Source organism: Williamsia sp. Y844, assembly GCF_056786475.1.
This window is the reverse complement of record NZ_JBXCJB010000001.1, coordinates 1,088,397-1,114,188: the sequence shown is the minus strand read 5'-3', so window position 1 is coordinate 1,114,188 and position 25,792 is coordinate 1,088,397. Positions and strand designations below refer to the sequence as shown.

General features: G+C 64.8%; 24 protein-coding genes. 11 read left to right on the top strand and 13 right to left on the bottom strand.

Annotation, left to right across the window (positions count from 1 at the left end):
• Positions 1-87 precede the first annotated feature (87 nt).
• Positions 88-858, bottom strand: a complete 771-nt coding sequence (locus AC1TQG_RS04915; protein ID WP_482135808.1) for an alpha/beta fold hydrolase — start codon at positions 856-858, stop codon at positions 88-90.
• Between the two features lie 92 nt (positions 859-950).
• On the opposite strand from AC1TQG_RS04915, the gene AC1TQG_RS04910 reads away from it, so the two are divergent.
• The 3 genes from AC1TQG_RS04910 to AC1TQG_RS04900 are packed head-to-tail and all read left to right on the top strand — an operon-like array spanning position 951 to position 3,480.
• Positions 951-2,513 carry a carboxylesterase/lipase family protein gene (locus tag AC1TQG_RS04910; RefSeq protein ID WP_482135807.1) on the top strand — a complete coding sequence of 521 codons (1,563 nt, stop codon included), beginning with the start codon at positions 951-953 and terminating at the stop codon, positions 2,511-2,513.
• A complete protein-coding gene (locus AC1TQG_RS04905) occupies positions 2,510-2,968 on the top strand; it encodes a MaoC family dehydratase (protein ID WP_482135806.1) in 459 nt (152 codons plus the stop codon). The genes AC1TQG_RS04910 and AC1TQG_RS04905 overlap by 4 nt, the downstream gene beginning before the upstream one ends.
• Positions 2,965-3,480, top strand: a complete 516-nt coding sequence (locus AC1TQG_RS04900) for a DUF2599 domain-containing protein (protein WP_482135805.1) — start codon at positions 2,965-2,967, stop codon at positions 3,478-3,480. The genes AC1TQG_RS04905 and AC1TQG_RS04900 overlap by 4 nt, the downstream gene beginning before the upstream one ends.
• 28 nt (positions 3,481-3,508) lie before the next feature.
• Here AC1TQG_RS04900 and AC1TQG_RS04895 read toward each other — a convergent pair whose 3' ends face one another.
• The 10 genes from AC1TQG_RS04895 to AC1TQG_RS04850 form a co-directional block, all read right to left on the bottom strand.
• Positions 3,509-4,903 carry an FAD-binding oxidoreductase gene (locus AC1TQG_RS04895; RefSeq protein WP_482135804.1) on the bottom strand — a complete coding sequence of 465 codons (1,395 nt, stop codon included), beginning with the start codon at positions 4,901-4,903 and terminating at the stop codon, positions 3,509-3,511.
• A gap of 170 nt (positions 4,904-5,073) precedes the next feature.
• The gene (locus tag AC1TQG_RS04890; protein WP_482135803.1) at positions 5,074-8,541 is read right to left on the bottom strand and encodes an ATP-binding protein; all 3,468 of its coding nucleotides are present in this window, start codon (positions 8,539-8,541) and stop codon (positions 5,074-5,076) included.
• A 130-nt stretch (positions 8,542-8,671) separates the two neighbouring features.
• Positions 8,672-9,583, bottom strand: coding sequence for a metal ABC transporter permease (locus AC1TQG_RS04885; protein ID WP_482135802.1), 912 nt, complete (start codon positions 9,581-9,583; stop codon positions 8,672-8,674).
• Positions 9,580-10,491 carry a metal ABC transporter ATP-binding protein gene (locus AC1TQG_RS04880; RefSeq protein WP_482135801.1) on the bottom strand — a complete coding sequence of 304 codons (912 nt, stop codon included), beginning with the start codon at positions 10,489-10,491 and terminating at the stop codon, positions 9,580-9,582. Before AC1TQG_RS04880 ends, AC1TQG_RS04885 begins: the two co-directional genes overlap by 4 nt.
• A gap of 13 nt (positions 10,492-10,504) precedes the next feature.
• Positions 10,505-11,470: a metal ABC transporter solute-binding protein, Zn/Mn family gene (locus AC1TQG_RS04875; RefSeq protein ID WP_482135800.1), complete on the bottom strand. Its 966-nt coding sequence runs from the start codon at positions 11,468-11,470 to the stop codon at positions 10,505-10,507.
• A gap of 101 nt (positions 11,471-11,571) precedes the next feature.
• On the bottom strand, positions 11,572-12,186 hold the full coding sequence (locus tag AC1TQG_RS04870; protein ID WP_482135799.1) for a TetR/AcrR family transcriptional regulator: 615 nt from the start codon (positions 12,184-12,186) through the stop codon (positions 11,572-11,574).
• A complete protein-coding gene (locus AC1TQG_RS04865) occupies positions 12,183-13,409 on the bottom strand; it encodes a cytochrome P450 (RefSeq protein ID WP_482135798.1) in 1,227 nt (408 codons plus the stop codon). The genes AC1TQG_RS04870 and AC1TQG_RS04865 overlap by 4 nt, the downstream gene beginning before the upstream one ends.
• Before the next feature lie 65 nt (positions 13,410-13,474).
• Positions 13,475-13,885, bottom strand: coding sequence for a DUF302 domain-containing protein (locus AC1TQG_RS04860; RefSeq protein WP_482135797.1), 411 nt, complete (start codon positions 13,883-13,885; stop codon positions 13,475-13,477).
• Positions 13,886-13,927: 42 nt separating this feature from the next.
• A complete protein-coding gene (locus AC1TQG_RS04855) occupies positions 13,928-14,161 on the bottom strand; it encodes a YgaP family membrane protein (RefSeq protein ID WP_482135796.1) in 234 nt (77 codons plus the stop codon).
• A gap of 22 nt (positions 14,162-14,183) precedes the next feature.
• Entirely contained in the window at positions 14,184-16,337 is a 2,154-nt protein-coding gene (locus AC1TQG_RS04850; RefSeq protein WP_482135795.1) for an MMPL family transporter, read from the bottom strand.
• A 166-nt stretch (positions 16,338-16,503) separates the two neighbouring features.
• Between AC1TQG_RS04850 and AC1TQG_RS04845 the strand changes: the two genes are divergently transcribed.
• Both AC1TQG_RS04845 and AC1TQG_RS04840 read left to right on the top strand, forming a co-directional pair.
• Positions 16,504-16,770, top strand: a complete 267-nt coding sequence (locus AC1TQG_RS04845) for a metal-sensitive transcriptional regulator (RefSeq protein WP_482135794.1) — start codon at positions 16,504-16,506, stop codon at positions 16,768-16,770.
• Positions 16,771-17,024: 254 nt separating this feature from the next.
• Positions 17,025-18,236: an HNH endonuclease gene (locus AC1TQG_RS04840; RefSeq protein ID WP_482135793.1), complete on the top strand. Its 1,212-nt coding sequence runs from the start codon at positions 17,025-17,027 to the stop codon at positions 18,234-18,236.
• A gap of 177 nt (positions 18,237-18,413) precedes the next feature.
• Here the strand turns inward: AC1TQG_RS04840 and AC1TQG_RS04835 are convergent, their stop codons facing one another.
• Positions 18,414-19,724, bottom strand: coding sequence for an aspartate aminotransferase family protein (locus tag AC1TQG_RS04835; protein ID WP_482135792.1), 1,311 nt, complete (start codon positions 19,722-19,724; stop codon positions 18,414-18,416).
• 78 nt (positions 19,725-19,802) lie between these two features.
• Entirely contained in the window at positions 19,803-20,786 is a 984-nt protein-coding gene (locus AC1TQG_RS04830) for a pirin family protein (RefSeq protein ID WP_482135791.1), read from the bottom strand.
• A 151-nt stretch (positions 20,787-20,937) separates the two neighbouring features.
• Here AC1TQG_RS04830 and AC1TQG_RS04825 point away from each other — a divergent pair, with 151 nt between their 5' ends.
• From AC1TQG_RS04825 to AC1TQG_RS04800, 6 genes are all read left to right on the top strand, one after another.
• On the top strand, positions 20,938-21,321 hold the full coding sequence (locus tag AC1TQG_RS04825; protein WP_482135790.1) for an ArsR/SmtB family transcription factor: 384 nt from the start codon (positions 20,938-20,940) through the stop codon (positions 21,319-21,321).
• Complete coding sequence (gene arsB, locus AC1TQG_RS04820; protein WP_482135788.1) at positions 21,318-22,415, top strand: ACR3 family arsenite efflux transporter; 1,098 nt, start codon at positions 21,318-21,320, stop codon at positions 22,413-22,415. Before AC1TQG_RS04825 ends, arsB begins: the two co-directional genes overlap by 4 nt.
• Positions 22,416-22,814, top strand: a complete 399-nt coding sequence (locus AC1TQG_RS04815) for an arsenate reductase ArsC (RefSeq protein ID WP_482135787.1) — start codon at positions 22,416-22,418, stop codon at positions 22,812-22,814.
• Positions 22,815-22,923: 109 nt separating this feature from the next.
• The gene (locus AC1TQG_RS04810) at positions 22,924-23,790 is read left to right on the top strand and encodes an alpha/beta fold hydrolase (RefSeq protein WP_482135786.1); all 867 of its coding nucleotides are present in this window, start codon (positions 22,924-22,926) and stop codon (positions 23,788-23,790) included.
• The gene (gene mshA, locus AC1TQG_RS04805; protein WP_482135785.1) at positions 23,787-25,148 is read left to right on the top strand and encodes a D-inositol-3-phosphate glycosyltransferase; all 1,362 of its coding nucleotides are present in this window, start codon (positions 23,787-23,789) and stop codon (positions 25,146-25,148) included. The genes AC1TQG_RS04810 and mshA overlap by 4 nt, the downstream gene beginning before the upstream one ends.
• Complete coding sequence (locus tag AC1TQG_RS04800) at positions 25,145-25,750, top strand: type III secretion system chaperone family protein (RefSeq protein WP_482135784.1); 606 nt, start codon at positions 25,145-25,147, stop codon at positions 25,748-25,750. The genes mshA and AC1TQG_RS04800 overlap by 4 nt, the downstream gene beginning before the upstream one ends.
• The last annotated feature ends 42 nt before the right edge of the window (positions 25,751-25,792 follow it).

Here is a 25,792-nt window from a genome sequence, read left to right as displayed (position 1 = left end):
TCGCTGAATTAATTGACCGGGGTATTAGCGATCACTGAAAGTTTCGGTAATCGCCGATCGATATGTTCTGCGATGGCGGGTGACCGATCAAGCGGGATCGCCCAGGAGAAAATTGATGATCACCGAACTGACCACTGCCGGTGTCTCGATCGGGACGAGGTGCGTTCCGGGAAGCACGGCCAATCGCGCAGCAGGGAGCTGGTCCACGATCGCCAGACTGTGCTCGATGAGCACCTCGTCGTGGTCTCCCTGCATCACCAGAGTCGGGGCGCTCACCGCGGTCAGCACGGACAGATCCATCTCGGGCTCAGTCGCGATCATCGCAGTGGTCTTGTCGAACACCACCGGGAAGTGATCATCGCCGTCTGGTGAGGCCGAGGCGTAGTCGGCGCGGAGGAATTGCACGATGTCGGAGTCGATGTCGCTGATGGCGTCGAGGATTCCACCAGTCGCCCGGCCGGACGGGTTCAGGTACTGACCGAGAACGACCATGCGGTTGACCAGATCCGGCCGTTTGAGGGCCACCAGGAACGCGATGACGGCGCCGTCGCTCCAGCCGACGAGATGGGCGGGGCCACCAACGACCTCGTCGAGGTAGACGATGGTCTCCTGCGCCATCGTCTCGTAATGGAACTCTTCGGTGACGTCGGCGCTGTGCCCGTGACCGTGTCGCTCAGGGGCATAGACCCTGAACCCGGCATCCACGCACGGCCCGAACTGGCCGCCCCAGTCCGCCGCGCTCGAGAAAGCACCGTGAATCAGGACCACGGGTTCACCGTCGCCCGCGACCTGGTGCCAGATCGCGGTGCCGGGCACGGGATGGCTGATATCGACATATCCGGTGAAGTCCGTGGTCATGGCCATGAGCATCCCAGACGACGAACGGATCGGCGTGACGAATCACACCGATGGCGGGCGAGTGTCCGCTATTGGCCGCTAGGGTCGGAAACATGGCCAGTGCAAACACAACAGTGACTCTTTCCGATGGTGTTGTCGCCGGCGTTCGCGACGGCGACATCATCCGCTGGCGGGGGATCCCCTACGCCGCGCCGCCGGTGGGCGACCTGAGGTTGCGTGCTCCGCAGCCCGCGATCGGTTGGACGGGGGTCCTGGAGGCGAACAGTTTTGGCAACGCGCCGCCGCAGAATCCCAAGTACGCGCTCGTCGAGCGGGGTAAAAAGCAGCCGGTCAGTGAGGATTCGCTGATCCTGAACGTCGTGGCGCCGGAGCAGGCGTCGACCGAGCCCCGCCCGGTGATGGTGTTCATCCACGGTGGTGCCTACATTCTCGGGTCGACGGCCACGCCGCTCTACTACGGTCACGACCTCGTTCGGCGCGGGGACGTCATCTTCGTGTCGATGAACTATCGGCTCGGCCCATTGGGATACGGCGATTTCACCGAACTGTCCACGCCCGAGCGGCCGTTCGAGTCCAATCTCGGATTGCGTGATCAGGTGGCCGCACTGCAGTGGGTGCAAGACAACATCGCCGAGTTCGGGGGAGATCCCGGCAATGTCACCATCTTTGGCGAGAGCGCAGGCGGAAACGCCGTCACGACACTGATGGCCACTCCCGCGGCCGGTGGACTGTTCCACCGCGCGATCGCCGAGAGTTCGGCACCGATACTCACGCTGCACCAGCACTTTGCGCACAAGTGGGCTCGCAAGCTCACCGAACTCCTGTGTGCCGACATGGGCGTGGACGATCCGGCGCAGGCGCTCGTGGATGCCTCGCTCGCCGAGATCGGCCGTGCCGGGCATCGTCTGGCGCGCTGGGTGACAACCGATACCCCGGGACTTCTGCCTTTTGGTCCGGTGGTCGACGGCGACTATCTGCCACTGGCCCCGGTCGACGCCTTTGCCAAGGGAACGGCGCATCGGGTCCCGATGATCATCGGGACGAACCGCAATGAGGGCACGTTGTTCAAGCGGCTGCCGCAGGGGCTGCTGTCGACCGAGGAATCGATCACGGCAATGTTCGCGGCCACCGAACCCGACGCGCAGGAGCGCATCACCGCGGCCTACGGCCGTTTCCCGCATCCGAGATCCATGGTGAAGTTCGGCGGCGACTACATCTTCTGGGTGGGCACGATCGCGGCCACCGAGGGTCACGCGCAACATGCACCCACCTATGCCTATCGGTACGACTACGCCCCGCGCCTGTTGAAGTTGTTGGGACTCGGTGCAACACATGCGACCGAACTGTTCGCCGTGTTCGGGATCTATCGCGGTAAGGCCGGCCGACTGCTCGCACGGGGCGGCGATCGGCGGAACGCTCTGCGCGTCACGAACGAGATGCAGGATCAGTGGTTGGCATTCGCCAAAACCGGTGAGCCGCTGGAATCCTGGCCGCGCTACACTCCGAAGGTCCGCGCCACCAGGATCTTCGACACACATTCATATGTGGAAATCGACCCCTATCGCGCCCGTCGTGAGGCGTGGGCCGGATTCGGTGATTATGTGGCCACGATTTCGGGAGCGCAGAAGGCCACGGAGACAATGGAGAAGGTATGAAGCGAGTTTTCACTTCGGTCGCTGACGTTCTGGAGGCGGTCGGTTCTGAAGTCGGCAAGAGCGATTGGCTCGAGATCACGCAAGATCGAGTCAACTTGTTCGCGGACGCAACCGGCGACCACCAGTGGATCCACGTCGATGTCGAGCGGGCCAAGGCGAGCTCCTTCGGAGGGACGATCGCACACGGCTTCTTGTCCCTGTCCGTGCTCCCGATGCTCGGCGCCCAGATCTACGGCTTCGACAACGTGAAGATGGCACTGAACTACGGCAGCAACAAGGTTCGCTTCCCGTCGCCGGTTCTTGTCGGTTCGAAGGTGCAGCTGACCACCACGCTTGCGGATGCAACCGAACTGCCCAACGGCGGTGTGCAGGTTGTCTTCGGTCACAGCCTGGCAATCGAGGGCGGTACCAAGCCGGCCTTGGTTGCGGAAATGGTTGTCCGGGTTCTTTTTTGACAGTCACGCGCACGCCCGGTGCATGGTGCCGCGGAGCAGCAGGAATTCTGCTGGCCGCGGCATTGCTGGTCGGCTGTACCGATTCCGGGGCTGATTCGTCCGGTGATGGCGGGGTCGCCATCACCACGTCGCCGTCGACGACTTCTGTGAGCATTGCGAAGCCGTCGGTCGAGACCTCTCCGGCCTCGGTATATCTGCCGCCGTTCATCAGCCGGGTGGCGTGGGCGCAGACTGATCAGGGGCCGAGTCTGCAGGTGTTTCCCACCGAATCGGGCCGATACGTACCCGGCGAAAGCGAACTCGGTGCGGCCTGGTCCGAAGTTGTCGCGTTGGACCAGACCGCCGACAGTCCGGGTATGCGTGATCAATTCGCTTGTCACTGGCGATTTGCCAGGCTCGTCGAACCGGAGAAGACCAGCTGGAATCTGGAGCCTTGGCGGCCGGTGGTCTCCGGTGCCCAGATGATCGCCGACCGGTGTAATCCGGGTGGAGCGGAAGAGACGATTCCGTGAAAAGCTGTTCCGCTCCTTTCGATTCGGATCAGGCCGGTGTCGGGATCCGGACGACCTGACCGACGCGCAGTACCCCGGCCGGATCATGGCGGTCGGCCAGCGCGCCGAGCCAGGCGAGGGTGTCTTCGTTGTAGCAGCGGGCCAGCCGCTCCGGGCTGCTGCCCGGGTCGAAGTTCGGTAGCTGTCCGATGGCCCACGGCGCCATCGCATCCGTGATGGCGGCGGAGTGCGGCGGCACATGCTCGGCGATCGGCGGCACCAGGGCCCCGACCACGAACAGGTGATAGGGGGCCCCGCGATGACAGAACGCGCTGCGATGCGCTGCGGGCACGGCCATCGCACCACCCAAGCGACGGATCTCGACAACCACCTGCGGGGACTGTGAGCCGGGACCGGTCAGTGCGAGCAAGCTGTCGAGCGCCGTGTTGTTGAGTTCACCGAGCAGCGTGCTGCCTTCGAACGTGGGCATCGGATCGACCGGGTCTGCGTGGATCGCACCCATCGCGGCATAAGGCATCACCGAAACTGCATCGATGAGCGGAGTTGCCAGCGCGCGCATGGGTGCGAAGAGCGCCTCTGCCTCGGCCGGATCGGCCAACGAAGCGTAACGGACCGCAACGGTGAGTTTGCCCGCCAGCGGCGGCGGGACCTCCGGGAGCGGCGGTAGCTGGAGCAGCGCTACGGAAGTATTGGCGTGTTCTGGCAGATCGATACTCCAATCGCGCCAGGCGTGAAGGATCTTCGCTGCGTCGGCTCCGTCGAAATAGATCGCACCGCCGTAGAACTCGGCGATGGGCAGCAGGTCTATCTCCACCGAGGTGACGATGCCGAGAGTGGCCTTGCCACCGCGCAACCCCCAGAAGAGTTCTGCGTGGTTCTCTGGTGTGACATGCAGGATCTCGCCCTGGCCGGTCACCAGCTCGAAGGAGCGCACGTGATCCGAGGACAGACCGACGGTCCGAACGAATGGTCCGATGCCGCAGCCGGTGATGAATCCGACCACCCCGACATCGGGTGCGGAACCGGCCAGGCCTGCCAGGCCGTGCGGTGCGGCCTCGTCGATGACCCGCTGCCATTTCACCCCGGCACCCACGCGCGCCGTGCGGGCTTGTGGATCGATCACCAGGTCGGACAGTCCGCTGGTCTGCACCAGGATGCTGCCCTGGTCAAGGGGAAGTGCGCCGTGGCCGGTGGCGTGGACTGCGACGGTCAGTCCGTGCTGAGCGGCGATCCGCAGGGTGGCTGCGACGTCGGCAGGCGATTCCACGAACACCGCTGCATAGGGGTCGGTCTGGGCGGCGACATTCCACGGGATCGCCCGTTCGAACCCGGGCTCACCCGGACGGGCAACCACGCCGGCGACGGCCGCCCGCAAGTCCACGGCCGGGTCGGTACCTGTGTTGTTAGGGGTGGTGACGGTCATCGTGTTTGGTTCCTTCGCTCGAGATCGGCAACTGTTGGCGTCAGCATGCGCGCGAGCACTTGGGAGGTTCTTGGTGTCGGCGTTCAAGAATGTTTCAAGAACCGAGAGCGTTGATCGCGATCGAGCGCGAGCTATCTGACTGCATCGGCTGTGTGGATGACGGTCAGTTGTCAGCGCGCGGTGCGCAAGCGCTGTAATTCGTTCTTCACACCGGTCATGCCCAGCTGTGCGGCCTGCTCCTCGAAGTTGTCGAGTTCGTCTGACGTCTGCTCGTCCGGCCCGCGTAGCTGCCAGTCGAGAACCCGGCACCGCAGCAATGTGGGCAGTCCGCCGGTCCGCGCTGCGAGACCCGCTGCCACCGCGACTGATTCTCGTGCCGCGGCGCGATTGCCGGTGAGCATCTGCAACCGGCCGAGGGCCAGGGCCACCGGGCCGATGTTGCCGAGCTGTCCGATCAGGCCGATGTGGTCGGTGAACGGGTCGAGTTCGGTGATGAACTCGTCTGCGTACTCGGTCAATTCGAAGTCGGCCACCACGTGCGCCAGCGCCACCGCGTGACCGAGGGTGTGCCAGACATGTGCACCGCGGGTGGCCTGCCGCTGCGCGACAAGGGCAGCGGCGAGTGTTCGATCCAGCGGCGCGCCGGGTATGCCTGCGGTGCCGGCGGCGATCACCCCGCGCATGTTCGTGTCCTCAGCAGCGGCGGCAACACCGGTGATCCACTCCTTTGCGCGGCCGGCGCCGATGTCGGTGATACTTCCGAGTTCGCGGCTCAGCGACATCAGGGACATGTCGGCCTGCCCGGTCTCATACAGTTCGGTCTGTTCGTGAACACGTTTGGCGATCGCCTGATGTTGTTGTGCCCGTGCGAAATCACCGGTCCAGACAGCCATCACAACCTCCATCCAGCGAAGCTGGGCGCGCAGGATCGGCAGGTTCAGTTCTTCGCTGCCCGCGATGGCCTGGCGCAGGTGGTGCTCAGCGGCCTCGACGTCCCCCAGCGTGAAGGTGGCCATCGTTCCGATCGAATGGGCGATGACTGCGTCGAAGCGGGCCTGGCGATGATCGAGCCTCAGCAGTTCATCGATGAGGACGACGGATTCCCTGGCATGCGTGGCCACTCCGGAGAATGTGATCAGCCGGGCCATCATCACTTCCGCAATGATGTCAGGATCGCCGGTCGAGGCCGCGAATTGTTCTGCGCGGCCGATCAATTCCGGGGCAATGGTGGGATCCGGATGATAACTGTGTCCGACACTGAGTGCACCCAGTACCTGAGCGCGCTCGGCGGGGTCGTCGGCAACGGCTTCTTCGGCGCGCGCGAGCAGTGCCAGCAGCGGGGCGGGGTCCTCTGCAGGCGACACCCAGGGCCATCCGCCACCCGACCGCAGTAGCGAGCCGGCGAGTCTACCTACCGTGGAGGACTTTTCGGCATGGACGGCGGTGGTCAGTGCCGCCTCGACCGTCTGCAGTACGGTCTGACCCCGGCCGGCCCGTGAGAGTGCTTCGAGCAGCAGGACTGTCAGTTCGTCGCGTCGTTCGTCGACCTGCTCGGCCGATGGCAGAAGTGCGTAGGCGGTCAGGGCCTGCTGCCACCAATATGCGGCGACCTCTGAGTTCCAGCGTGCCGCAGAGGTTTCCGCCGCTGCGGTGCAGGCGGCGACCGCATGCTCGGGATCGACGAGGGGAAGTGCGGCCATCAGATGCTGTGCGCGCCTGCCGAGTGCATCCGATCCTTCCGCATCGGAGAGGATCTCGGCAACCTTGGCATGTGCCCGCTTCCGCCGCAGGGCCGGGATCTGGGCCAGGACCTCTTCGCGGAGCAGTCCGTGGGCAAATGCGTAGCTGTCGGTACCCGGTGCCGCGGTGATGATGCGGTCATCGGCGGCGGCATCGAGTTGGTCGGCAAGTGTGTCGAGATCGAGATCGGTCGCCGACGACAGCAATGCGATGTCGATGGTGTCGCCGATGACCGCGGCCATCCGAAGCGTCTGCAGCACAGCGGGATCGAGACCGGCAAGCCGCAGTCCGAGGACCGACCTCACGGCGATCGGGAGTTCATCGGCACTACGTTCGATGGCAGGCAGGCGGGCATATTCGGAGACGAACAGCGGATTTCCGCCCGTGCGCCTGGCGAGTCCGGCGACCTCGTCGGCGGTCAGCTCTTCGCTGGCGATCTCGTTGGCAAGGACGCCCACCTCGGCCTCGTCGAGTTCGGGGACAACGATCTGTCGGTTGCCGGTACCGCGCGCGACAGCGCTGAGCAGGCGGCCGAGCGCCGGGTGGTGTTCGCCGTCGCGCAGGGTGATGACGAACGCGATCGGCTGGTGGTGCACGGCGGTCGCCATCGATGCGAGAGCACCGACCGACATCGAGTCGGCCCATTGGGCGTCGTCGATGATCACCGCGAGTGGGCATGTCCCACTTGCCTGTTCGATGATTCGCTGGACCCGGTCGTAGACCGTGAATCGGGCGGTGTCGGCGTCGACGTCGGCGGTGGTGGTGAAGACCTCGCGGGGATCGGAGCCGAGGGCTGCGACCAACTGCCGGGCCGGCCACCACGACGGCGCGCCTTCTTCGGGGTTACGTGCCCACACCGCCCGCCCGCCTGCCGACTGCAGGAGGTGAGCCGCCTCGTCGGCGAGCCGGGTCTTGCCGATGCCGGGAGGGCCGATGAAGACCAGCCAGCGGGTATTGCCCACGAGCACGTCGTCGAGCACCCGGCCGATGTGCTCGAGTTCGCGAACCCGCCCGACCAGCCCGCGGTGCGTGGGGGTTTCGTTCTCGGCCGGGACCGGGACCGGAGCCGGATGCGTGTGGTCGGGGGCGCGGAGTTCGCCTGCGCCGGACCAGATCGGTTTGCGTGGCCACGCGATCAGTTCGGGGTCGTGGCGCAGGACCGCGCCCTGTAGATCGCGGAGTTCGGTACTCGGTTCCAGGCCCAGGTCACCGGCGAGTCGGTGGGTGTGGTCGCCGAACACGTCGAGCGCTTCTGCGGACCGCCCGGCCTGATGCAGCGCGAGCATGTGCAGCCAGCAGCTGTGATCCCGGTACGGCTGGTGGTTCCGTAGGGCGACGACATCGGCAAGGGCCGGTGACAGCCTGCCGAGCGCGAGCAGTGCGGTGATCCGGTTCTCGATGCAGCCACTGCGGATCTCGTCGAGCCCGGCCGCCTCCGTGCGCACCCAATCCTCGTCGCCCTGACCGTCGAGCAACTCCCCGCGCCACAACCTCAATGCTTGATCGGCGGCGTCGAGAGCCGGTGCCCATTGCTCGCTGTCGGCCCGCCGTTGCGCCACGTCGGCGAGATCGAGGAACTCGCTGACGTCCACGTCGGAATCGGGCACGTCGAGGACGTAGCCGGTGGTCTGGCGCCGGATCGGAGAGGTACCCGCGTCATTGCGGAGCGCGCGGCGCAGATTGGAGATGTAGGCCTGCAGGCTCGACGTCGCGCTCGGCGGTGCCTGCTCACCCCACAGTGCGTCGCAGATGCGGTCCGTCGACACCACTTTGCCGCGGTGGATCAGCAGGATCGCGAGGATGGTTCGTTGTTTGGGAGAGCCGAGATCGACTCGTGCATCGGCGTGGCCGCTGGAGTCCCGGAGTACCGCGAGCGGTCCGAGTAGCTGATAGCGCATGTCCGCCCTTCACCACTCGACGCTCACCGATCCCGCTCGGGGTGTTGATCGAACCCGGGTAGGGGGCGATTCAGAGCGGTGAATTCAGAGCCTAGGTGACGCGTGCGGTCGAAGGGAACGGCCGATTGGCCTAATTTTCCGCGGTGTCCTTGGTTTTCGCGAATGTGTTGTCGGCCGGTGCCGGAGTCGACGGCCGGCCGGAGTTGCGGGAACGGCGCGAACCGACCACTCGGCAGATCATGTAGATCGCAAATGAGATCGAGGTGACAAACACCGACGGAGGTAATCCGGGCGCCAGCGACAAGATGATCCCGGCGATCGCGGCGATTTCCGCGAACAGGATCGACAGCCCGAGGACGGCGGTCGGATTCGACGACACCCGCATCGCGGCGGCTGCCGGGGTGATGATCAGCGACATCACCAGCAGCGCACCGATGATCTGGACGCTCTGTGCCACCGCGGCACCGAGCAGGACGGCGAAGACCACCGACAGCAACCGCATCGGCACGCCGCGGGCCTCGGCGACCCGGGGATCGGTGCTGGCGAACAGCAGCGGACGGTAGATGATCGCCATCACGACAACCACGATGATCGTGGTGATCACAACGGCCGCGACGCCCTGAGCTCCGGCGGTCACAGCCTGTCCCGTGAGCAGGTTGAAGCCCGCACCCGTGCGGCCGTAGAGGGCGATGAACAGCACACCCAATCCCAGGCCGAAGGCCATCACTACGCCGATGACCGAATCCCGTTCGCGCACACGGTTGCCCAGGAGCCCGAAGATCATCGAGGCGATGATCGCGCCGATCAGGCCGCCGAGGTTCACACTGATCCCCAACAAGAGCGCGCCGGCCGCGCCGGTGAATGTCAGTTCCGCGGTGCCGTGTACGGCAAATGCCATCTGTCGGCTGACCACCATCGGGCCCAGGACCCCGCCGAGGATGCCGAGCAGTGCGGTGGCGAGCAATGCTTGCTGCACGAACCCGTACGACAGGAGGTTGGCGGTCTCGGCGAAATCAAAGAGGTCGGACCAGCTGCGGTTCACTCGGGTACCTCGGTTGACGGTGTGGACGAATGGTCACCATGGCAGGCCGATTCGTCGGCCCCGACAACAACCAACCGGTCCTGGACGCGCAGGACATCGACGCGGGTCTGGTACAGCTCGCTCAGTGTTTCCGACGTCATGACCTCGGCCGGTGTGCCGATCCGGAAGCGGCCGTCGACGAGGTACACGACCCGGTCGACGTACGGCAGGATCGGGTTGATCTCGTGGGTCACGAACAGCACCGCGGTGCCGTGATCGCGGCGGCGGCGGTCTATGAGCGCCGCGACCCGACTCTGGTTGGCCGGATCCAGGCTCAGCAACGGCTCGTCGCAGAGCAGTACCGCGGGATTGCCCGACAATGCTTGTGCGACTCGAAGACGCTGCTGCTCACCACCACTGAGCAAACCGAGCGGTGCGTCGGCGAAGTCGCGGGCGTCGACCTGGGCGATGGCATCGTCGACAAGTGCATTGCGACGCTTGCGATTGCGAAACCCCAGACCCCAGGCCTGGCCATCGACACCGAGACCGACGAGATCCCGGCCGCGCAGTGGCACGCCCTCATCGTGGGTCTGTTGCTGGGGGATGTAGCCGACTTTGCTGTCACCGCTGCGCAGTCCACGACCCTCGACGGTGACCGTGCCGGAGTCCAAAGTGTATTTGCCCAGAAGCGTTTTCAGCAGCGACGTCTTGCCCGAACCGTTGGGGCCGAGGATGGCGATGAACTCGCCGCGCGCCACCGTGAGGTCGAAGTGATCCCACAGGACCCGTTGGCCGAAGGACAATCGTGCGCCCGTGATCGTGACCGCGGCACCCCGGCCTGCGGTTTGATGCACGGTTTTCAGGCCGTCGGCAGCGCGCTGATCAGCTGCTCTGGGCGGTGGCGCGGATGCCGGTTCGGGCTGGGTCATGTGGTGGATTGCCTTATCGAGAAGTGCTGGTTGCGCCGACCGCCAGGGCCGACGACAGTGCTTCAACATTAGCCCGCTGCCATTCGATGTAATCGGTCGTGCCTGCGGGGAAGGTCTCGGTGAAGTCGACGACGGGGACGCCTGCCTTCTCGGCAATCGCCAGCAGGGCTTTTGTGCCGTCGTCGGTGGCCTGGGTGTTGTAGATCAGGGCGCGGGCCGCACGGCCGGAGATCAGTTCCTGGGTCGCGGCGACGTCGCGGGCCGACGGCGACTGCCCGGCTTCGACCGCATCCTGCAGTCCCGCCGGTGTGATGTCGTCGAGTCCGGCTTCGGTCAGGAGATACCCGGCCAGCGGTTCGGTCTGGACGACCTTCGCTCCGGGGTTCGCGGCCTTGATCTCCGCCAGTTCACCGCGCAGTTCGTCGATCTGCTCGTTGAACGCGGCGGCATTGTCGCGGAAGTACTGGGCATTGGCGCTGTCCTTCTCGGACAACGCATTTGCGATGCTGTCGGCGACCTGACCGACGACGGTCAGGTTGTAGAAGACGTGTTCGTTGACAGCGCCGGGGGCGTGGCTGTGATCGTCCTCGGTGTGTTCGGAAGTGCCGTGCTCGTCGCCTTCCATGATGTCGAAGGCATTGACCACGATCGCTTTCGAGTTCTTCGCCGCGGCCTCCATGTAGGCGTCGTAGTGACCGCCGTTGAGGACCACAACACCGGCGTCGGCAACCTTGGCGGTGTCCTTGGCGCTCGCTTCGAACTCGTGCGGGTCGCCGTCGGGCGAGGTGTAGAGCGACGTCACCTCGGCGTGCTCACCGCCGACGGCCTCGGCGACCGAGCCCCAGACGTTGGTCGATGCGACCACGGAAACCTTGCCGTCCGCGGTGGTTCCGCCATTGTCGGAGGAACAGCCGGCGGCCACGCCGACCGCGAGGGTCAGGGCGGTGGTGACCCCCAGGAGTCGGGACCAGGTTGCCATTGCAGGACCTTTCGCATCGGTGGACGGTGTTCCGCGCAGGGCTGAGGTGCGCGACCATCTATCAGATGCTAATGATAACCGTTACCGACAACTTGTGAAAATCAGTGCTGATTGACGATCGCTGGCGTGACGAACCGCTCGACGATCTCGCGTTCCTCGTTCGCGTCGGCGCCCGGCGTCGTCAGCAGCGAGATGACGATTCGGACGATGAACCGTGCCTGCAGGGCAACCTCGGCCTCCGATGAGGACGTCTCACCGGCCAGCATCTCGACGGCGGTCTGGTTGACTACCGGCGACTCGGTGCCCATCGCGCCTGCGAGTCCGGCGGCCTCCGGACTGAACCAGCTGTGCATGACAGGGTCGGCGCGGACCCCTTCCACCGAGGTCAGGATCGCTTCGGTGATGCGTTCGCCGACGTCCTCGATGTCGGCGATGCGTACGGCCACCGCCGCCGACAGGGCGCGGGCCCCGCGTTCGACATAGGCGAGGTGCAGATCGGAACGGGACGCGAAGTAGCGGTAGAGGGTGGCCCTTGAGCAGCCGGCGGTGGCGGCGATCTGGTTCATGTTCACCGCGGCGACCCCGTGGGTTACGAACAGATCGCCCGCGACATCGAGGATGCGGGCCGCGGCGGTTTCGGTTCGGCTGGCACCGAGCCAATCCGCGCCCTGGGCGTTCTCGGGGTGGCGAGTGGTCTCGGGAGATCTGCGGCTCATGGGCCGACGGTCAGGTTCATGGTGGTCGGCCTACGTACATAATTGCCCGTTGCGTAGGCGATCGATCCTGGATCGACGGTGAACTCCGGAGCGCGGGCCAACAATTCGGTGAGGGCGACGCGGGTCTGCATCCGTGCGGCCGCGGCCCCGAGGCAGTAATGGGCGCCGCGGCTGAATGTCAGGATCTGCCGTGGGCGTCGGGTGATGTCGAGGCGGTCCGCGTCGTCGCCGAATGCTCGTGGATCGCGGTTGGCCGAGCCGTAGCAGAGCAAGACCTTGCGTCCGGCCGGGATCGTGTGCTCGCCGAACGTGGCATCGGTGGTGGCGGTCCGGGCCAGGCCCTGCACCGGTGAGGTCAGGCGCAGGAACTCGTCGACCGCATCATCGATGAGTTCCGGATTCTCGACGAGCGCTGCCCGCTGATCCGGATACTCGCCGAGCAATTCGGTGGCGCCGCCGAGAACGCCGGTGGTGGTGTCGTTGCCGCCGGCAACCATGGTGAAGGTGAAGGCGAGGATCGACAGCAACCCCTCAGTGCTGTCGTCCTCGCCCACGCCCGCATCCACCAGGTGGGAGATCGTGTCGTCTCCGGGGTGTGTGCGCCGGTACTCGATGAGCGTGCCGAAATAGGCCATCATCTCGAGTACTGCGGCGGTGGCGGTGTCGCCGGCCTTGCCCAGGTCGGAGGTGTCTGCGCCGACGATCGCCTCGGTCCATCCGTCGAATGCCGTCCGGTCCGATTCGGGGACACCGAGGTAGTGCGCCACAACCATGGACGGCAACGGTTTATAGAGATCGGTGACGATGTCGCCGCCGCCGGATTCGATCAGCGCATCAATCCTGGAGCGGACGAAATCGCGCACTGCGGGCTCGATCTCGTGGACCTGTTTGGGTGTGAACCCGCGGGACACCAGCTTGCGGAAATCGGTGTGGACCGGCGGATCCTGCATCACCATCGGCGGATTGTCCGTCAGCCCGATGCTCTCCAGCTCGCCGTAGGTGGTGGTCAGGCCACCAGTTGAGGTGAACGTCCGCCAGTCGTCGGCGGCGTTCGAGACGTCGGCATGGCGCGTCAGCACCCAGAAGTCGTGGTCGGGATCGGCTGATCGAACGCGATGGACGGGGTCGTGGTCACGTAGATCGGCGTACATCTCCCAGGGATCGCGCCAAGTGTCGCCGGAACGGAGCACATAGCCCGCCGCGTGCGACACTTTGTTTGACATGTCTCAAGCGTGAGACATTGGCCGCCTAGTGTCAACCGTTAATCGACATCTTGCCTTTTTCGGGCTCAGGTTGCCGGTTGTCCGTTGAGCGCGGAGATGGCCGTCTGTAGCTGCTCGGTCGCGGCCTTGGCAACGGGCACGAGTCCGGCCTCGCCGGACACGTCGACCATCAGATTCGGATTCATGGCTTCGACGATCGAGGACGTCGCGTCGTCGGGGTGCGCACGGACGACGACGTTGCAGGGCAGCAGGAGTCCGATCTGACGGTTGACCCCGATGGCGCGGTGGGCCAGTTGGGGATTGCAGGCACCCAGGATCAGGTAGTCCTCCATGTCTTCGTCGAGCTTGGTTTTCATGGTCGCTTTGACGTCGATCTCGGTGAGGATGCCGAAACCCTGATCGGCCAGCGCCGCTCGAGTCTTGGCGACCGCCTCGTCGAACGGGACGTGCAGGACTGTTGAAATAGCGAGTGACACAACAATTCTCCTATCGGTTGCAGATCTTTGATGGGTTGGTCTTCAGCGCAGTTCGCACTGGCGGGGGAGTCCCAGGCGATGCATGATCAGGCTGGCGGGGCACCAGCCCACGGCGCTGAAGAGCACCAGGTTCAGGGCCACGAAGGCGGACAGGAGCAGCCACCACGTCGAGAAGGCGGTGGCCAACACCAGACTCAGTAGGACCACGGTGCCGGCGAGCAGTGGAACCACCCGCTCGATCGTCCAGGGCCGACTGGTCGTTGCCGGGGTGTTCATCGTTTCAATCCTTTCGATTCGCTCAGTGGGAGAACGAAATTGAGGGCAGGATGCGCCGCAGCCAGGTCGGTGACCACCAGGCCGCCCGTCCGGTCAGTCGGAGCAGGGCCGGCAGCAGCATCAGCCTGATCAGGACTGCGTCGAGAAGTACCGCTACTCCGAGGATGATCCCCATTTCCTTGGGAGGCAATGGCTCCGCGAACGCGAATGTGAAGAACACGGCGACCATGACCGCCGCTGCAGCAAAGATGATGCGTCCGGAGTGGGCCATCCCGTCGATCTGTGCGGTGTCGGGGTCCCCGGTTCGTTCGTAGTGTTCTTTGGCGGTGGCTAGCAAGAAGACGGTGTAGTCCATGGCGATGGCGAAGATCATGGCGAAGAAGAACACCGGTCCCCAGCCGTCGAGGAAGCCTTGCGGGGTGAATCCGAGCAACCCGGACAGGTGGCCGTCCTGGAAGATCAGTTTCGCGACCCCGAACGCGGCAGCCGTCGACAGGAGACTGACGAGGGTGCCGATCAAGGCGATGAGCGGGGCCTGCAATGCAACGAGCAGCAGCACAAAACCCAGGATCAGGATCACGGCGACGATCAGCGGGAAGTAGTTGTTCAGGGCCTGTTGCAGATCGAGATTCTCTGCAGGCGCGCCGCCGACCAATGCGTTTGCGGGTAGGGCATCGCGAAGATCGTCCACGATGGTGCCCAGCGCCGCATCGGAGGGATCCACCGAGGGCAGTGCCTGCAGCATCACGATGTCAGAACCGTCGGCGGCGGGTTGTGGTGGAGTGAGCATCTCGATTCCCTCGGTGGCCGTGGCGGCCGCAAGCGCCGACTGCGCATCGGCCGACGGCGCGACGATCTGCAGCATGCCAGGGGCGCCTTCGCCCATCTGCTGTTGAACCAGTTCATATCCCTGCCGCACCGGCGCATTCTCGGGCACCACGGAGATCGAGGGCATGGCGACCTTCAGTCCGATCACCGGGATCGCCAGTGCGATCAACACGACCAGTGATCCGAGGGCAAAAGGCCAGGGGTGGTTGTGCAGGGTCTTGCCCCAGCGCGCGAACAGGGGTGAACGATGTTGCTGGCGTTTGGCATACGGCAGGGACGCGGCATTGACTTTCGTCCCGAGTGCACCAAGGGTTGCCGGGAGCAGCGTCAGGGTGGCCGTTAGGACAAATGCCACCGCGAGCATGATGCCGATGGCCATCGTCCGTACCGCCGGTGCCGGCACGAGTAGCACCGCGGACAAGCTCACCAGGACGGTGATACCGGATAGGACAACCGCTTTGCCCGCGGTGTCCATGGTTTCGGCAACCGCTTGCGCTCTGTTCGTGTGGTTTTTGAGGGCATCGCGGAATCGGGACACGATGAACAGGGCATAGTCGATACCCAGAGCGAGGGCGAACATCATCGCAAAGTTCATGGCCCACACCGAGATCGGGGTGATCTGGTTGAGCAGGACCAACCCTCCGGCCGAAGCAACCAGGCCTGCGATTGTCAGCAACAAGGGCAACCCCGCCGCCACCAGTGAGCCGAATGCCAGGACCATGATGGCCAGCGTCACCGGCCACGAGAACAGTTCGGCCTTGATCATCGCGTCGTGATTGGCCTTGTTGAAATCGCTCCACAGCGCAGAGGCGCCGGTCGGGTACACCTCGATACCGTCACCCGAGAGACCGGTGAGTTCTTCCTTGACGTCATCGACCGCCCGGACCATGTCGTCCGTGTCCGCGTTCGCACCGGCGAGCAGAATGCCGGTGTGCTGGTCCGGGCTGATCGTCATCCCCGGCGCGGGCAGGATGATCTCGCCGAACCGGGAGTCGCCGTCGAAGACCGCGGTCGCCTCGGAGATCACCTCCTGCATGGCCGGGCTCGTCACGGTGTCGGTGTCAGAGTGGACAACCACCTGGACCGCAGCCGACGAGTTCCCGCCGAAATGCTGTTGCGCCAACTCTCGTACCTGCACCGATTCCGATCCATTGGCCTGCCACCCCGCACCTGCCAAAGAGGAGAACACCGACGGAGCCGCCGCGCCCAGCCCGATCAACACCAGTAGCCAGACGCCGAAGACCAGGCGAGAGTGCCCCGCCATCGTCGCGCCCCAGCGTCCCAGGGCTCCGGAGGGCCGGGTCGGTGGGGAGTCGGGCTTGGTTTCGGTCGGGGTGGTGCCGGTCATGGTGCGAGAACTCCTTTGGGTCCGGATTGCATACCCCCATGGGTATTGCAGGAACGCGCTCGAACATACCCATGGGGGTATGCTTGGTCAAGTACGCCTCCGCCTCGGAGCCGTACCCCCTGGGGTATCGTGTGGTGGGGCAACCAGACGAAAGGTTTGTGAAAAAGTGATCGGTGACGAAGAAACGATGTCGGCGGTGCTGAACCGTCTACGCAGGGCGCAGGGTCAACTGGCCGGAGTGATCGCCATGATCGAGGCCGGGCGTGACTGCAAAGACGTGGTCACCCAACTCGCCGCCGTCTCGCGTGCACTCGACCGCGCCGGCTTCAAGATCGTCGCATCCGGGATGCGACAGTGCCTCAGCGCCGCGGACGGCACCCAGGCGCCACTGACCGAGGCCGAACTCGAGAAACTCTTTCTCGCCCTGGCGTGAGGCCCGCTCCTGGAGGGGTGTCGTACCGGACTGTTAGCCTGCCTGGAGGCGAGCCGAGGCGCCGTGAGTTGCTTCGGCTATCGAAAGATGTTGCAGTAAAACATGATTGGCAAAAATCAACCCTTGCGAACACGTGTTCGAGTCGGTAGGCTGGGGTCAGTTGATCACAGAGACTACGACAACGTCGAGCAAATCGCCTTTCACGAGAATTGATCAACTTCCCTGTTGCTTTCGTGCCCTGGAGGTGTTTGGTGATGCGGCTTCTCAATTCGGTCGATTCCCTGGTTGACCTGGACTTACCCGATGATCCCCACGCGGTACCGGGTATGGCCAGGGATCTGATCACCCTGCGTAACGCGACCGAGCACCAACTCGCGGTGTGCGCTGGTGTGATCGATGAGTCGGGCATCGCACGTAAGGCCGGGTCGGCGACGGCAAAGTTGCTGCAGGCCAACGGAGCAGCACCGGTATCGGCGTATCGATGGTTACGTATCGGTCCAGGTCTGGTCGGCCTGGATCGCACCGCCGGGTATTCGCGGGACGGGTTTCTCTCGTCTGAGCATGTGGACGCTGTGATCAAGGGTGTGGAGCATGTTGTCGGCCGGTCCCAGGACCCGATCACCGCCGAGCAGCGGATGGGGTTCGAGCGGAAACTGTTGAGCCATGCCATTTCCGGTGCGCCTCCGGCGGAGATCGGTGCGGCCGCTCGATTGCTGGGTAACGAGGTCGCCAGGGATACTGGTGGTCTGCCGCCGGCCGAGGGCCGGTCTTTGAACAGTCTGGAATACAAAGTCCGTGAAGGTCGCTGTGTCGGGACGTTTGATGTGGATGCGGTGATCGGTGAAAAGCTCTTCTCCGCGTTGGACTTCTGGTCCAAAGCACGCCCCGAACCCGACGGCTCGGATGACAGTCGAAGCCCCACCCAACGCCGGGCCGATGCGTTGCACCAGCTGTTGGATTGTGGTGGTGGCGGACAAACACTGGTGTCGGCGCCGCGGACCGAAGTGATGGTCACCGTGCCCGCCGATCATCCCGAAGGCGCCTCGTTACCGTGGATGGGTCCGGTCACCGAAGCAACCGCCGCAACGTTGGCCTGCGATTCGTCAATCAGCTCGATCACCCTCGACGGTCAGGACGTACCGATCGATATGAGTCCACCGAAACGGCTGTTCAAAGGGCTTGTGCGTAAGGCGATCATCATCCGCGACACCTGCTGTGTGAAATGTGGTGCAAAGGCAGGCTGGTCGGACTGTCACCACATCGTGCACTTCGCCGACGGCGGCCTCACCACCCTCGACAACGGGTGCCTGCTGTGCCGCACCTGCCATATGGCGGTTCACAACACCGGCTGGGACGTGATCATGGGATCCGACGGACACCCGTGGCTGATCCCGCCCGCTGATATCGATCCGCAGCGAAGACCTCTACCGGCCTACAACAGACGAACCTTGACCCTCGCCGCCTGATCTGGCGCTATTGACTTCCCCTGGCGCACCCGGCTTTTCGCCGGGACCGCGCATGCAATCTTGACAACTCCATAGTGTGAAAAGCGTGTGGTGCTGTCGCCCGTTCCCGTTGATTGGTGGGACAGGCGGCAGCACCACATGGTGCCTGGTTGCCCGAACCTTTTTTCGGCCGGCTGGTCACTGTTGCCGGGAGCGGGTGGTCTCCGTCAGGGCGGTGTCGAGGATGTCGATTCCGCGGTCCAGGTCGCTGTCACTGATGGTCAGAGGTGGCGCAAGTCGGAAGATGCCACCCATTCCGGGGAGCCGGACGATGTTCATGTGCAGCCCGTGGGCGAGGCAGGCGTCGGTGACCGCCTGTCCCAATTGATCTGCGGGCGCCTTGGTTTCACGGTCGGCGACCAGTTCGATGCCGCAGAACAGGCCTCGGCCGCGGACGTCGCCGATCACCTCGTGTCGCGACTGCAGTTCCAGGAGATGATCACGCAGGCGCTTGCCTGCGGTTTCGGCTCGTGCGACCAGGTCGTCGCGGATCACGATGTCCAGGACGGTGCCTGCGACCGTCGCAGCCAGCGGATCGGATACGTGGGTGGTGAAGAAGAGGAATCCGCGCTCGTGGCAACAGGATTCGATTTCGTCGGAGGTGACCACCGCCGCCACGGGAAGTCCGGCGCCGAGAGTCTTCGACAGTGTCAGGATGTCTGGCACGGCGCCGTCGCGTTCGAAGGCGTACATCGTGCCGGTGCGGCCGAGTCCGGTCTGCGCCTCGTCTGCGATGAGGAGCATGCCCCGCTCGACGCATTTGGTCTTCAGTGCGGCGAGGTAGCCCACGGGTAGGTCGATGAGTCCGCCGGAGGAGACGATGGGTTCGACGATGCAGGCGGCGAGGCTGTCGGTGGACTGCTGATCGATGAGGGCGAAGCCGTAGTCGAGCTCGGCCTGCCAGTCGTGGTCGCCGGACGGTGTGCGGAATACCGACCGGTATGCGTTCGGTGTCGGCAGGGTGAAGTTGCCGGGCACCGGGGGACCGTAACCCTTACGACCGGCCGAATAGGTGGCCGCGGCCGCGCCGGAGGTCATCCCGTGCCAGGACCGGTCGAACGAGACGATCTCGTAGTTGCCGGTGTAGAGCTTGGCGATCTTCAGCGCGGCCTCGTTCGATTCGGCGCCGGTCGACAGGAGCATCACCTTGTCCAGGCCGGCCGGGAGTGTGGCGGACAGGGCTTGCGCAAAGTCGACCACCGGACGACTGAGCATGCCACTGAACAGGTGATCGAGGCCCGTCATCGCAGTGGCGACAGTTGCCGCGATCTCTGGATGGCAATGTCCCAGAACAGAACTCATCTGGCCGGAGGTGAAGTCGAGGATGGCGTTGCCGTCGCTGTCGTAGACGTAACTGCCACTGGCGCGCTCGATGATCCGCGGCGTGAAGGCCCCTCCGTAGCGGATGAGGTGCTTGTCGACCGCCGGCCAGAATGTCGAGTCGTTCACGGTGACGTCCTTCCTGGTGCCTGGTCGCGGCACAAGATCGTGGAACCCGGGTTCGGGTTCCACGATCTCATCGGTACGTCAGTTCTGTCGGCTGACCGATGTGTGCGGCATCAATGCGCCGGGTGGGATCTGACCGAACTTGCCGGCGTTGAAGTCGTCCATCGCCTCGATCAGCTGCGCCTTGGTGTTCATCACGAACGGCCCGTACTGGAACACCGGTTCACGGATGGGACGTCCGCCGAGCAGCAGCACCTCGAGCGCGGGCCGGTTCGAATCCTGATGTGCCGCTGCCGAGATGGAGATCCTGTCGCCGGGACCGAGCACGGCCAGTTGACCCTGCTGGATCGGGTTGCCGACCGGACCCACGGTGCCACGCCCGGACAGTACGTACACCAGTGCGTTGAAGTCGCGGTTCCACGGCAGGTCGAGCTCGGCGCCCGGTTCGATTGTGGCGTGCGCCAGGGTGATCGGAGTGCGGGTGGAGCCGGGTCCCCGATGCCCGTCGATGTCACCGGCGATGATGCGCACGAGCGCGCCGCCGTCGGCGGAGCTGAGCAGGGTGGCCTGCTTGCCTTCGATGGACTGGTAACCGGGGTCGGACATCTTCTCGGCCGCAGGCAGATTCACCCAGAGCTGGACGCCATGGAACAGACCGCCGCTTTCCACCAGCTGTGCCGGTGGGGTCTCGATGTGCAGGATGCCCGAACCGGCGGTCATCCACTGGGTGGCGCCGTCCGAGATCAAACCGCCGCCGCCGTGCGAATCCTGGTGCTGGAAACGTCCGTCGATCATGTAGGTCACGGTCTCGAAGCCGCGGTGGGGATGCCAGTTGGTGCCGCGGGGTTCACCGGGCTGGTACTCGACCTCGCCCATCTGGTCCATGTGCACAAACGGATCGAGGTCGGTCTTCGATGCGCCTGCAAAAGCCCGGACGACGGGAAACCCTTCGCCCTCGTATCCACGGGGTCCTGTGGTCACCGACCGAACCGGACGTTCGGTGTCGGCGGCGGTGGAGCCGGCGATGCGGGGCAGGGTCAAGGTATCTGCGGTCACGGCTGGCATGGCTGGCTCCTTCGAAGCAGGTGAGACGGTACGCACGATATAACCGGACTTCGGTCCGTTTCATTCCCGAGTGTGCGGTGTGCCGTTCTCGGGAACATCATCCACCCGAGGTCTACTTCCACGCTGATTCGACATGTGTCAATATTGACGTATGTCGAATCAAGGTTCGCGGGATGAAGCCTGCTGCTCGCCGCTGGTGCGGGAGCCGCTGACCGAGGACTGGGCCACCGACCTCGCCCGGATGTTCAAGGCGCTCGGTGATCCGGTGCGCCTGCGGTTGCTGTCGCTGATCGCTTCCCATGCCGGGGGAGAGGCCTGTGTCTGTGACATCTCCGGATCCTTCGAACTGTCGCAGCCGACCATCTCCCATCACCTGAAGGTGCTGCGCGAGGCCGGGCTCCTGGACTGCGAGCGGCGCGGGACCTGGGTGTACTACCGGGTTATCTCCTCGGCGCTGTCGCAGCTGTCCTCGGTCCTGCTCACCGACGTCGAACCCGCGCTGCCGTCATCGGTGTGCGCGGAGGTAACGGCGTGAGCGAGACCCGAACCGCGCAGTCGGCCGCCGTCGTCGGCAAACTCTCGACCCTCGACCGCTACCTGCCGGTGTGGATCGGCGTCGCGATGGTTGCCGGACTGCTGCTCGGCCGGGGGATCCCTGGTCTCGGTGACGTGCTCGGCGCGGTGGAAATCGACGGCATCTCTCTGCCGATCGCCCTTGGTCTGCTGATCATGATGTATCCGGTCCTGGCGAAGGTCCGCTACGACCGCCTCGATTCGGTCACCGGCGACCGCAAGCTCCTCCTCGGTTCCCTGGCGCTGAACTGGGTGCTCGGCCCGGCCCTGATGTTCGCGCTGGCCTGGATCTTCCTGTCGGACCTGCCCGAGTATCGGACCGGGCTGATCATCGTCGGCCTGGCCCGCTGCATCGCGATGGTCATAATCTGGAACGACCTCGCCTGCGGCGACCGGGAGGCGGCCGCGGTCCTGGTCGCGATCAATTCGGTGTTCCAGGTGATCATGTTCGCGGTGCTCGGCTGGTTTTATCTGTCTGTGCTGCCGGGTTGGCTGGATCTGGAGCAGACCACCATCGACACCTCGCCGTGGCAGATCGCGAAGTCGGTGCTGATCTTCCTCGGCGTCCCACTGCTGGCGGGATTCCTCACGCGCCGCTACGGCGAGAAGGCCAAGGGCCGCGACTGGTACGAATCGAAGTTCCTGCCGCGCATCGGGCCGTGGGCGCTGTACGGGCTGCTGTTCACGATCGTGATCCTCTTCGCGCTGCAGGGTGAGCAGATCACCTCGAAACCGGTCGACGTCGTCCGCATCGCGATCCCGCTCCTCGTCTACTTCGCGATCATGTGGGGCGGCGGATTTCTGCTCGGGGCGGTCGCAGGCATGGGCTACGAGCGGACCACGACACTGGCGTTCACCGCGGCGGGCAACAATTTCGAGCTCGCCATCGCCGTCGCGATCGCCACGTACGGCGCGAGCTCCGGGCAGGCGCTCGCCGGTGTTGTCGGGCCGCTGATCGAGGTCCCGGTGCTCGTCGGCCTGGTCTACGTCTCGCTGGCCCTGCGAAAGCGCTTCGCGCCCACGATCTCCGCCCGACCACAATCGAAAGGCCGCTGAATGTCGACTGTAAGCGTCTTGTTTGTCTGTGTGCACAACGCCGGCCGATCCCAGATGGCCGCCGGATTCCTCACCGCGCTCGGCGGTGACCGGATCGAGGTGCGTTCTGCAGGCAGTGCACCCGCCGACCAGGTGAACCAGGTCGCGGTCGAAGCGATGGCCGAGGTCGGCATCGACATCTCCGCGCAGAAGCCGAAGATCCTCACCGCCGATGCCGCGGAGGCCTCCGACGTGGTGATCACGATGGGCTGCGGTGACACCTGTCCGATTTTCCCCGGCACGAGCTACCGCGACTGGGTCCTCGACGATCCGGCCGGGCAAGGCGTCGAGGCCGTCCGCTCGATCCGCGACGAGATCAGGGCAAAGGTTGAAGCCCTCCTGCTTGAACTCAACTCATAGGGTTGAACTCAACTCGTAGAGGTCGAACCCTGCTGCGTGGACAGCCGGACACACCGCGGGCGCGTCGGCGGGCGGAACCCTGTCCGGCCCACACGATTAGTGTGGACCCATGGGTACTTCCATGGGCCGGGTCCTGGCAGGCGACGGCACGCAGATCAGCTACCGCACGGCCGGTTCCTCGGGCAACGACGATGCCCCGGTGGTGGTGCTGATCCACGGCTGGGCGCAGTCGTCGCGATCATGGGGCGATGCGCTGGTCGACGACCTGTCGCAGGACTTCCGGGTCATCGCGATCGACCTGCGTGGCCATGGAGATTCCTCGGTGCCCGCCGACGACCACCTGGGCGCCGAGGACTTCGGCGGCGACATCGCCGCGGTTCTCGATGCCGAGGTGACCGGCGATCAACAGATCTTCCTACTCGGCTGGTCATACGGCGGGCTGGTGGTCGGTGACTACCTCAAGCACCGCGCCGATACGGATTCTGCTGCGCCGAATCCGGCCGGACTGATCCTGGTCGGTGCGATCACCTCGATGGGGCGCGGCGAAGCCGGTGGTCGGGTCGGGCCCGTGATGCGTGCTGCCCTGCCCGCCGGTTACTCGGAGGATCCCGCCGTCGCGACCGCGGCGCTGCTGACCTTCGTCGAAGCATTGGTCCCGTCGGAGCAGGGCGCCCTTGCGCAACAATTCCTCGGTACGTCGCTGACCGTTCCACCCGCAGTCCGGGCCGGACTGTTCGGACGCGGCGCCTCCTACGACGACGTGCTCGCCGGTTTCGACGGTGAGGTATTGGTCATCCACGGCACCGCCGACCCGGTGGTCGACATCTCCTGCGCACAGCACGTCGCAACCCTGGTACCCGGTGCGATAACCCGGTATTGGGACGGCGCGAGGCACGCACCCTTTGTCGAAGACCCGACCCGGTTCGCCGCGCAGGTGCGCGAGTTCGTCACCGCCACAGCAGGAGCACTCCGATGAACGCCGGCACCGACTTTCCGGTCCCGCACCGGGTGGCGCTGATCTCCGTGCACACCTCGCCGCTGGCCCAGCCCGGTGTCGGTGATGCAGGCGGGATGAACGTCTACGTCTGGCAAACCGCAAAGCGTCTCGCGGAACGTGGTGTCGAGGTCGAGATATTCACGCGTGCAACATCTTCGACGGATGCGCCGATGGTGTTGGCGGCGCCCGGGGTGGTCGTTCGCAACGTGGTGGCCGGGCCGTTCGAAGGTCTCGACAAGCGGGATCTGCCCACGCAGTTGTGCGCCTTCACCGCCGGGGTACTGCGTGCCGAGGCCGGACGTCCGGCCGGATACTACGACCTGGTGCATTCGCACTACTGGCTGTCCGGGCAGGTGGGCTGGCTGGCCCGCGACCGGTGGGCGGTACCGCTGGTGCACACCGCGCATACCCTCGCCGCGGTGAAGAACGCTTCCCTCGCCGAGGGTGACGTCCCGGAGCCGCCGATGCGCCAGATCGGCGAGCAGCAGGTGATCGACGAGGCGGATCGTCTCATCGTCAACACCGAAACTGAAGCGCAGCAGCTGGTTTCGATCCACAACGCAGATCCTTCGCGTATTGATGTGGTGACACCCGGAGCGGATCTCGACTGCTACACACCGGGGTCGCGGACCGAGGCCAGGTTGTTCCTCGGCATCGATCCCGACGAGGTCGTCGTGACGTTCGTCGGCCGGATCCAACCTCTCAAGGCGCCGGACATTTTGGTGCGGGCGGCTGCACCGCTGATTCGCCGAGGTCTGGCCGGAGGTCGCAAACTCCGGGTCCTGATCGCAGGCGGTCCGTCGGGTTCGGGGCTACAGCGGCCGACCTCGCTCATCGAATTGGCCCGCGAGCTGGGTGTGGAATCGTCTGTGACCTTCATCCCGCCGCAGTCGCCGGAGCGCCTTGCCGGGGTGTACCGGGCATCGGATCTGATTGCGGTGCCGAGCTATTCGGAGAGCTTCGGTCTTGTTGCCATCGAGGCGCAGGCGGTGGGTGTGCCGGTGATCGCCGCCGACGTCGGTGGTCTGGGAGTCGCAGTGGATGACGGTGTCACCGGAGTGCTGGTGTCCGGGCATGACGTCGACCACTGGAGTGCCGAACTCGGTCGACTGCTCGATGATCCGGAATTGCTGACCAAGATGGGCGCTGCCGCCCGCGTGCACGCACAGAACTTTTCCTGGGATCACACTGCGGATCAGCTACTCGACAGCTACAGCCGGGCCATCGGTACCTTCCGTGGGCAGTATCCCTTGGCACCACAAGGAAGCGCCGATGCCCGGCCGCTTTCCCGGATTGCCCGCCGCTTTGCCGGACGACGAAATGGAGTGCGCGCATGACCGCAGACGTCACCGCTGATCTGAGTCTGATCGTCGAAGACTTTCTCAAGAGCCGTGAATTGGCATATGGCCGTAAGAATTCCGGTGGCAGCGGTGCCGGCCATTTTGTGGTCGAACTACCGGGAGAGAAGAAACTCAAGACGACGGTGCTCCTGACGACGGGGTCGCACGGCCTGCGGTTGGAGGCGTTCGTCTGCCGGAAGCCCGACGAGAACCACGAGGGTGTCTACCGGTGGATGCTCAAGCGCAACCGTCGCCTGTACGGCATGGCATACACCCTGGACAACGCAGGCGACATCTATCTGGTGGGTAGGCACTCGGCAGAATCGATCACGGCGGACGAACTGGACCGGCTGCTCGGACAGGCACTCGAGGCCGCCGACGGCGATTTCAACGTGCTGCTGGAAATCGGGTTCATCACCTCGATCCGGCGTGAGTGGGCATGGCGGGTGTCGCGGGGCGAGTCGCTCAAGAACCTGAAGGCCTTCGAACACCTCATCCGGGACGAAGACCTGGCCGATGGCGCCACCGGCGGAGGCCAGAATCCGGCGATTGTCGCAGAACCCAGAGATCCAGAACTATTCGGATCCGTCGAAGGCTGACAAGAATCATTGGTAGGTTGTTCACCGCCAGGTAACACACAC

Excerpts from the sequence above, each read along its gene's own strand:
- AC1TQG_RS04915 (WP_482135808.1), bottom strand. The coding sequence starts at position 858 with ATGACCACGGACTTCACCGGATATGTCGATATCAGCCATCCCGTGCCC.
- AC1TQG_RS04910 (WP_482135807.1), top strand. The coding sequence starts at position 951 with ATGGCCAGTGCAAACACAACAGTGACTCTTTCCGATGGTGTTGTCGCC.
- AC1TQG_RS04905 (WP_482135806.1), top strand. The coding sequence starts at position 2,510 with ATGAAGCGAGTTTTCACTTCGGTCGCTGACGTTCTGGAGGCGGTCGGT.
- AC1TQG_RS04895 (WP_482135804.1), bottom strand. The coding sequence starts at position 4,903 with ATGACCGTCACCACCCCTAACAACACAGGTACCGACCCGGCCGTGGAC.
- AC1TQG_RS04890 (WP_482135803.1), bottom strand. The coding sequence starts at position 8,541 with ATGCGCTATCAGCTACTCGGACCGCTCGCGGTACTCCGGGACTCCAGC.
- AC1TQG_RS04880 (WP_482135801.1), bottom strand. The coding sequence starts at position 10,491 with ATGACCCAGCCCGAACCGGCATCCGCGCCACCGCCCAGAGCAGCTGAT.
- AC1TQG_RS04875 (WP_482135800.1), bottom strand. The coding sequence starts at position 11,470 with ATGGCAACCTGGTCCCGACTCCTGGGGGTCACCACCGCCCTGACCCTC.
- AC1TQG_RS04870 (WP_482135799.1), bottom strand. The coding sequence starts at position 12,186 with ATGAGCCGCAGATCTCCCGAGACCACTCGCCACCCCGAGAACGCCCAG.
- AC1TQG_RS04865 (WP_482135798.1), bottom strand. The coding sequence starts at position 13,409 with ATGTCAAACAAAGTGTCGCACGCGGCGGGCTATGTGCTCCGTTCCGGC.
- AC1TQG_RS04855 (WP_482135796.1), bottom strand. The coding sequence starts at position 14,161 with ATGAACACCCCGGCAACGACCAGTCGGCCCTGGACGATCGAGCGGGTG.
- AC1TQG_RS04850 (WP_482135795.1), bottom strand. The coding sequence starts at position 16,337 with ATGACCGGCACCACCCCGACCGAAACCAAGCCCGACTCCCCACCGACC.
- AC1TQG_RS04840 (WP_482135793.1), top strand. The coding sequence starts at position 17,025 with ATGCGGCTTCTCAATTCGGTCGATTCCCTGGTTGACCTGGACTTACCC.
- AC1TQG_RS04830 (WP_482135791.1), bottom strand. The coding sequence starts at position 20,786 with ATGCCAGCCGTGACCGCAGATACCTTGACCCTGCCCCGCATCGCCGGC.
- AC1TQG_RS04825 (WP_482135790.1), top strand. The coding sequence starts at position 20,938 with ATGTCGAATCAAGGTTCGCGGGATGAAGCCTGCTGCTCGCCGCTGGTG.
- AC1TQG_RS04815 (WP_482135787.1), top strand. The coding sequence starts at position 22,416 with ATGTCGACTGTAAGCGTCTTGTTTGTCTGTGTGCACAACGCCGGCCGA.
- AC1TQG_RS04810 (WP_482135786.1), top strand. The coding sequence starts at position 22,924 with ATGGGTACTTCCATGGGCCGGGTCCTGGCAGGCGACGGCACGCAGATC.
- mshA (WP_482135785.1), top strand. The coding sequence starts at position 23,787 with ATGAACGCCGGCACCGACTTTCCGGTCCCGCACCGGGTGGCGCTGATC.
- AC1TQG_RS04800 (WP_482135784.1), top strand. The coding sequence starts at position 25,145 with ATGACCGCAGACGTCACCGCTGATCTGAGTCTGATCGTCGAAGACTTT.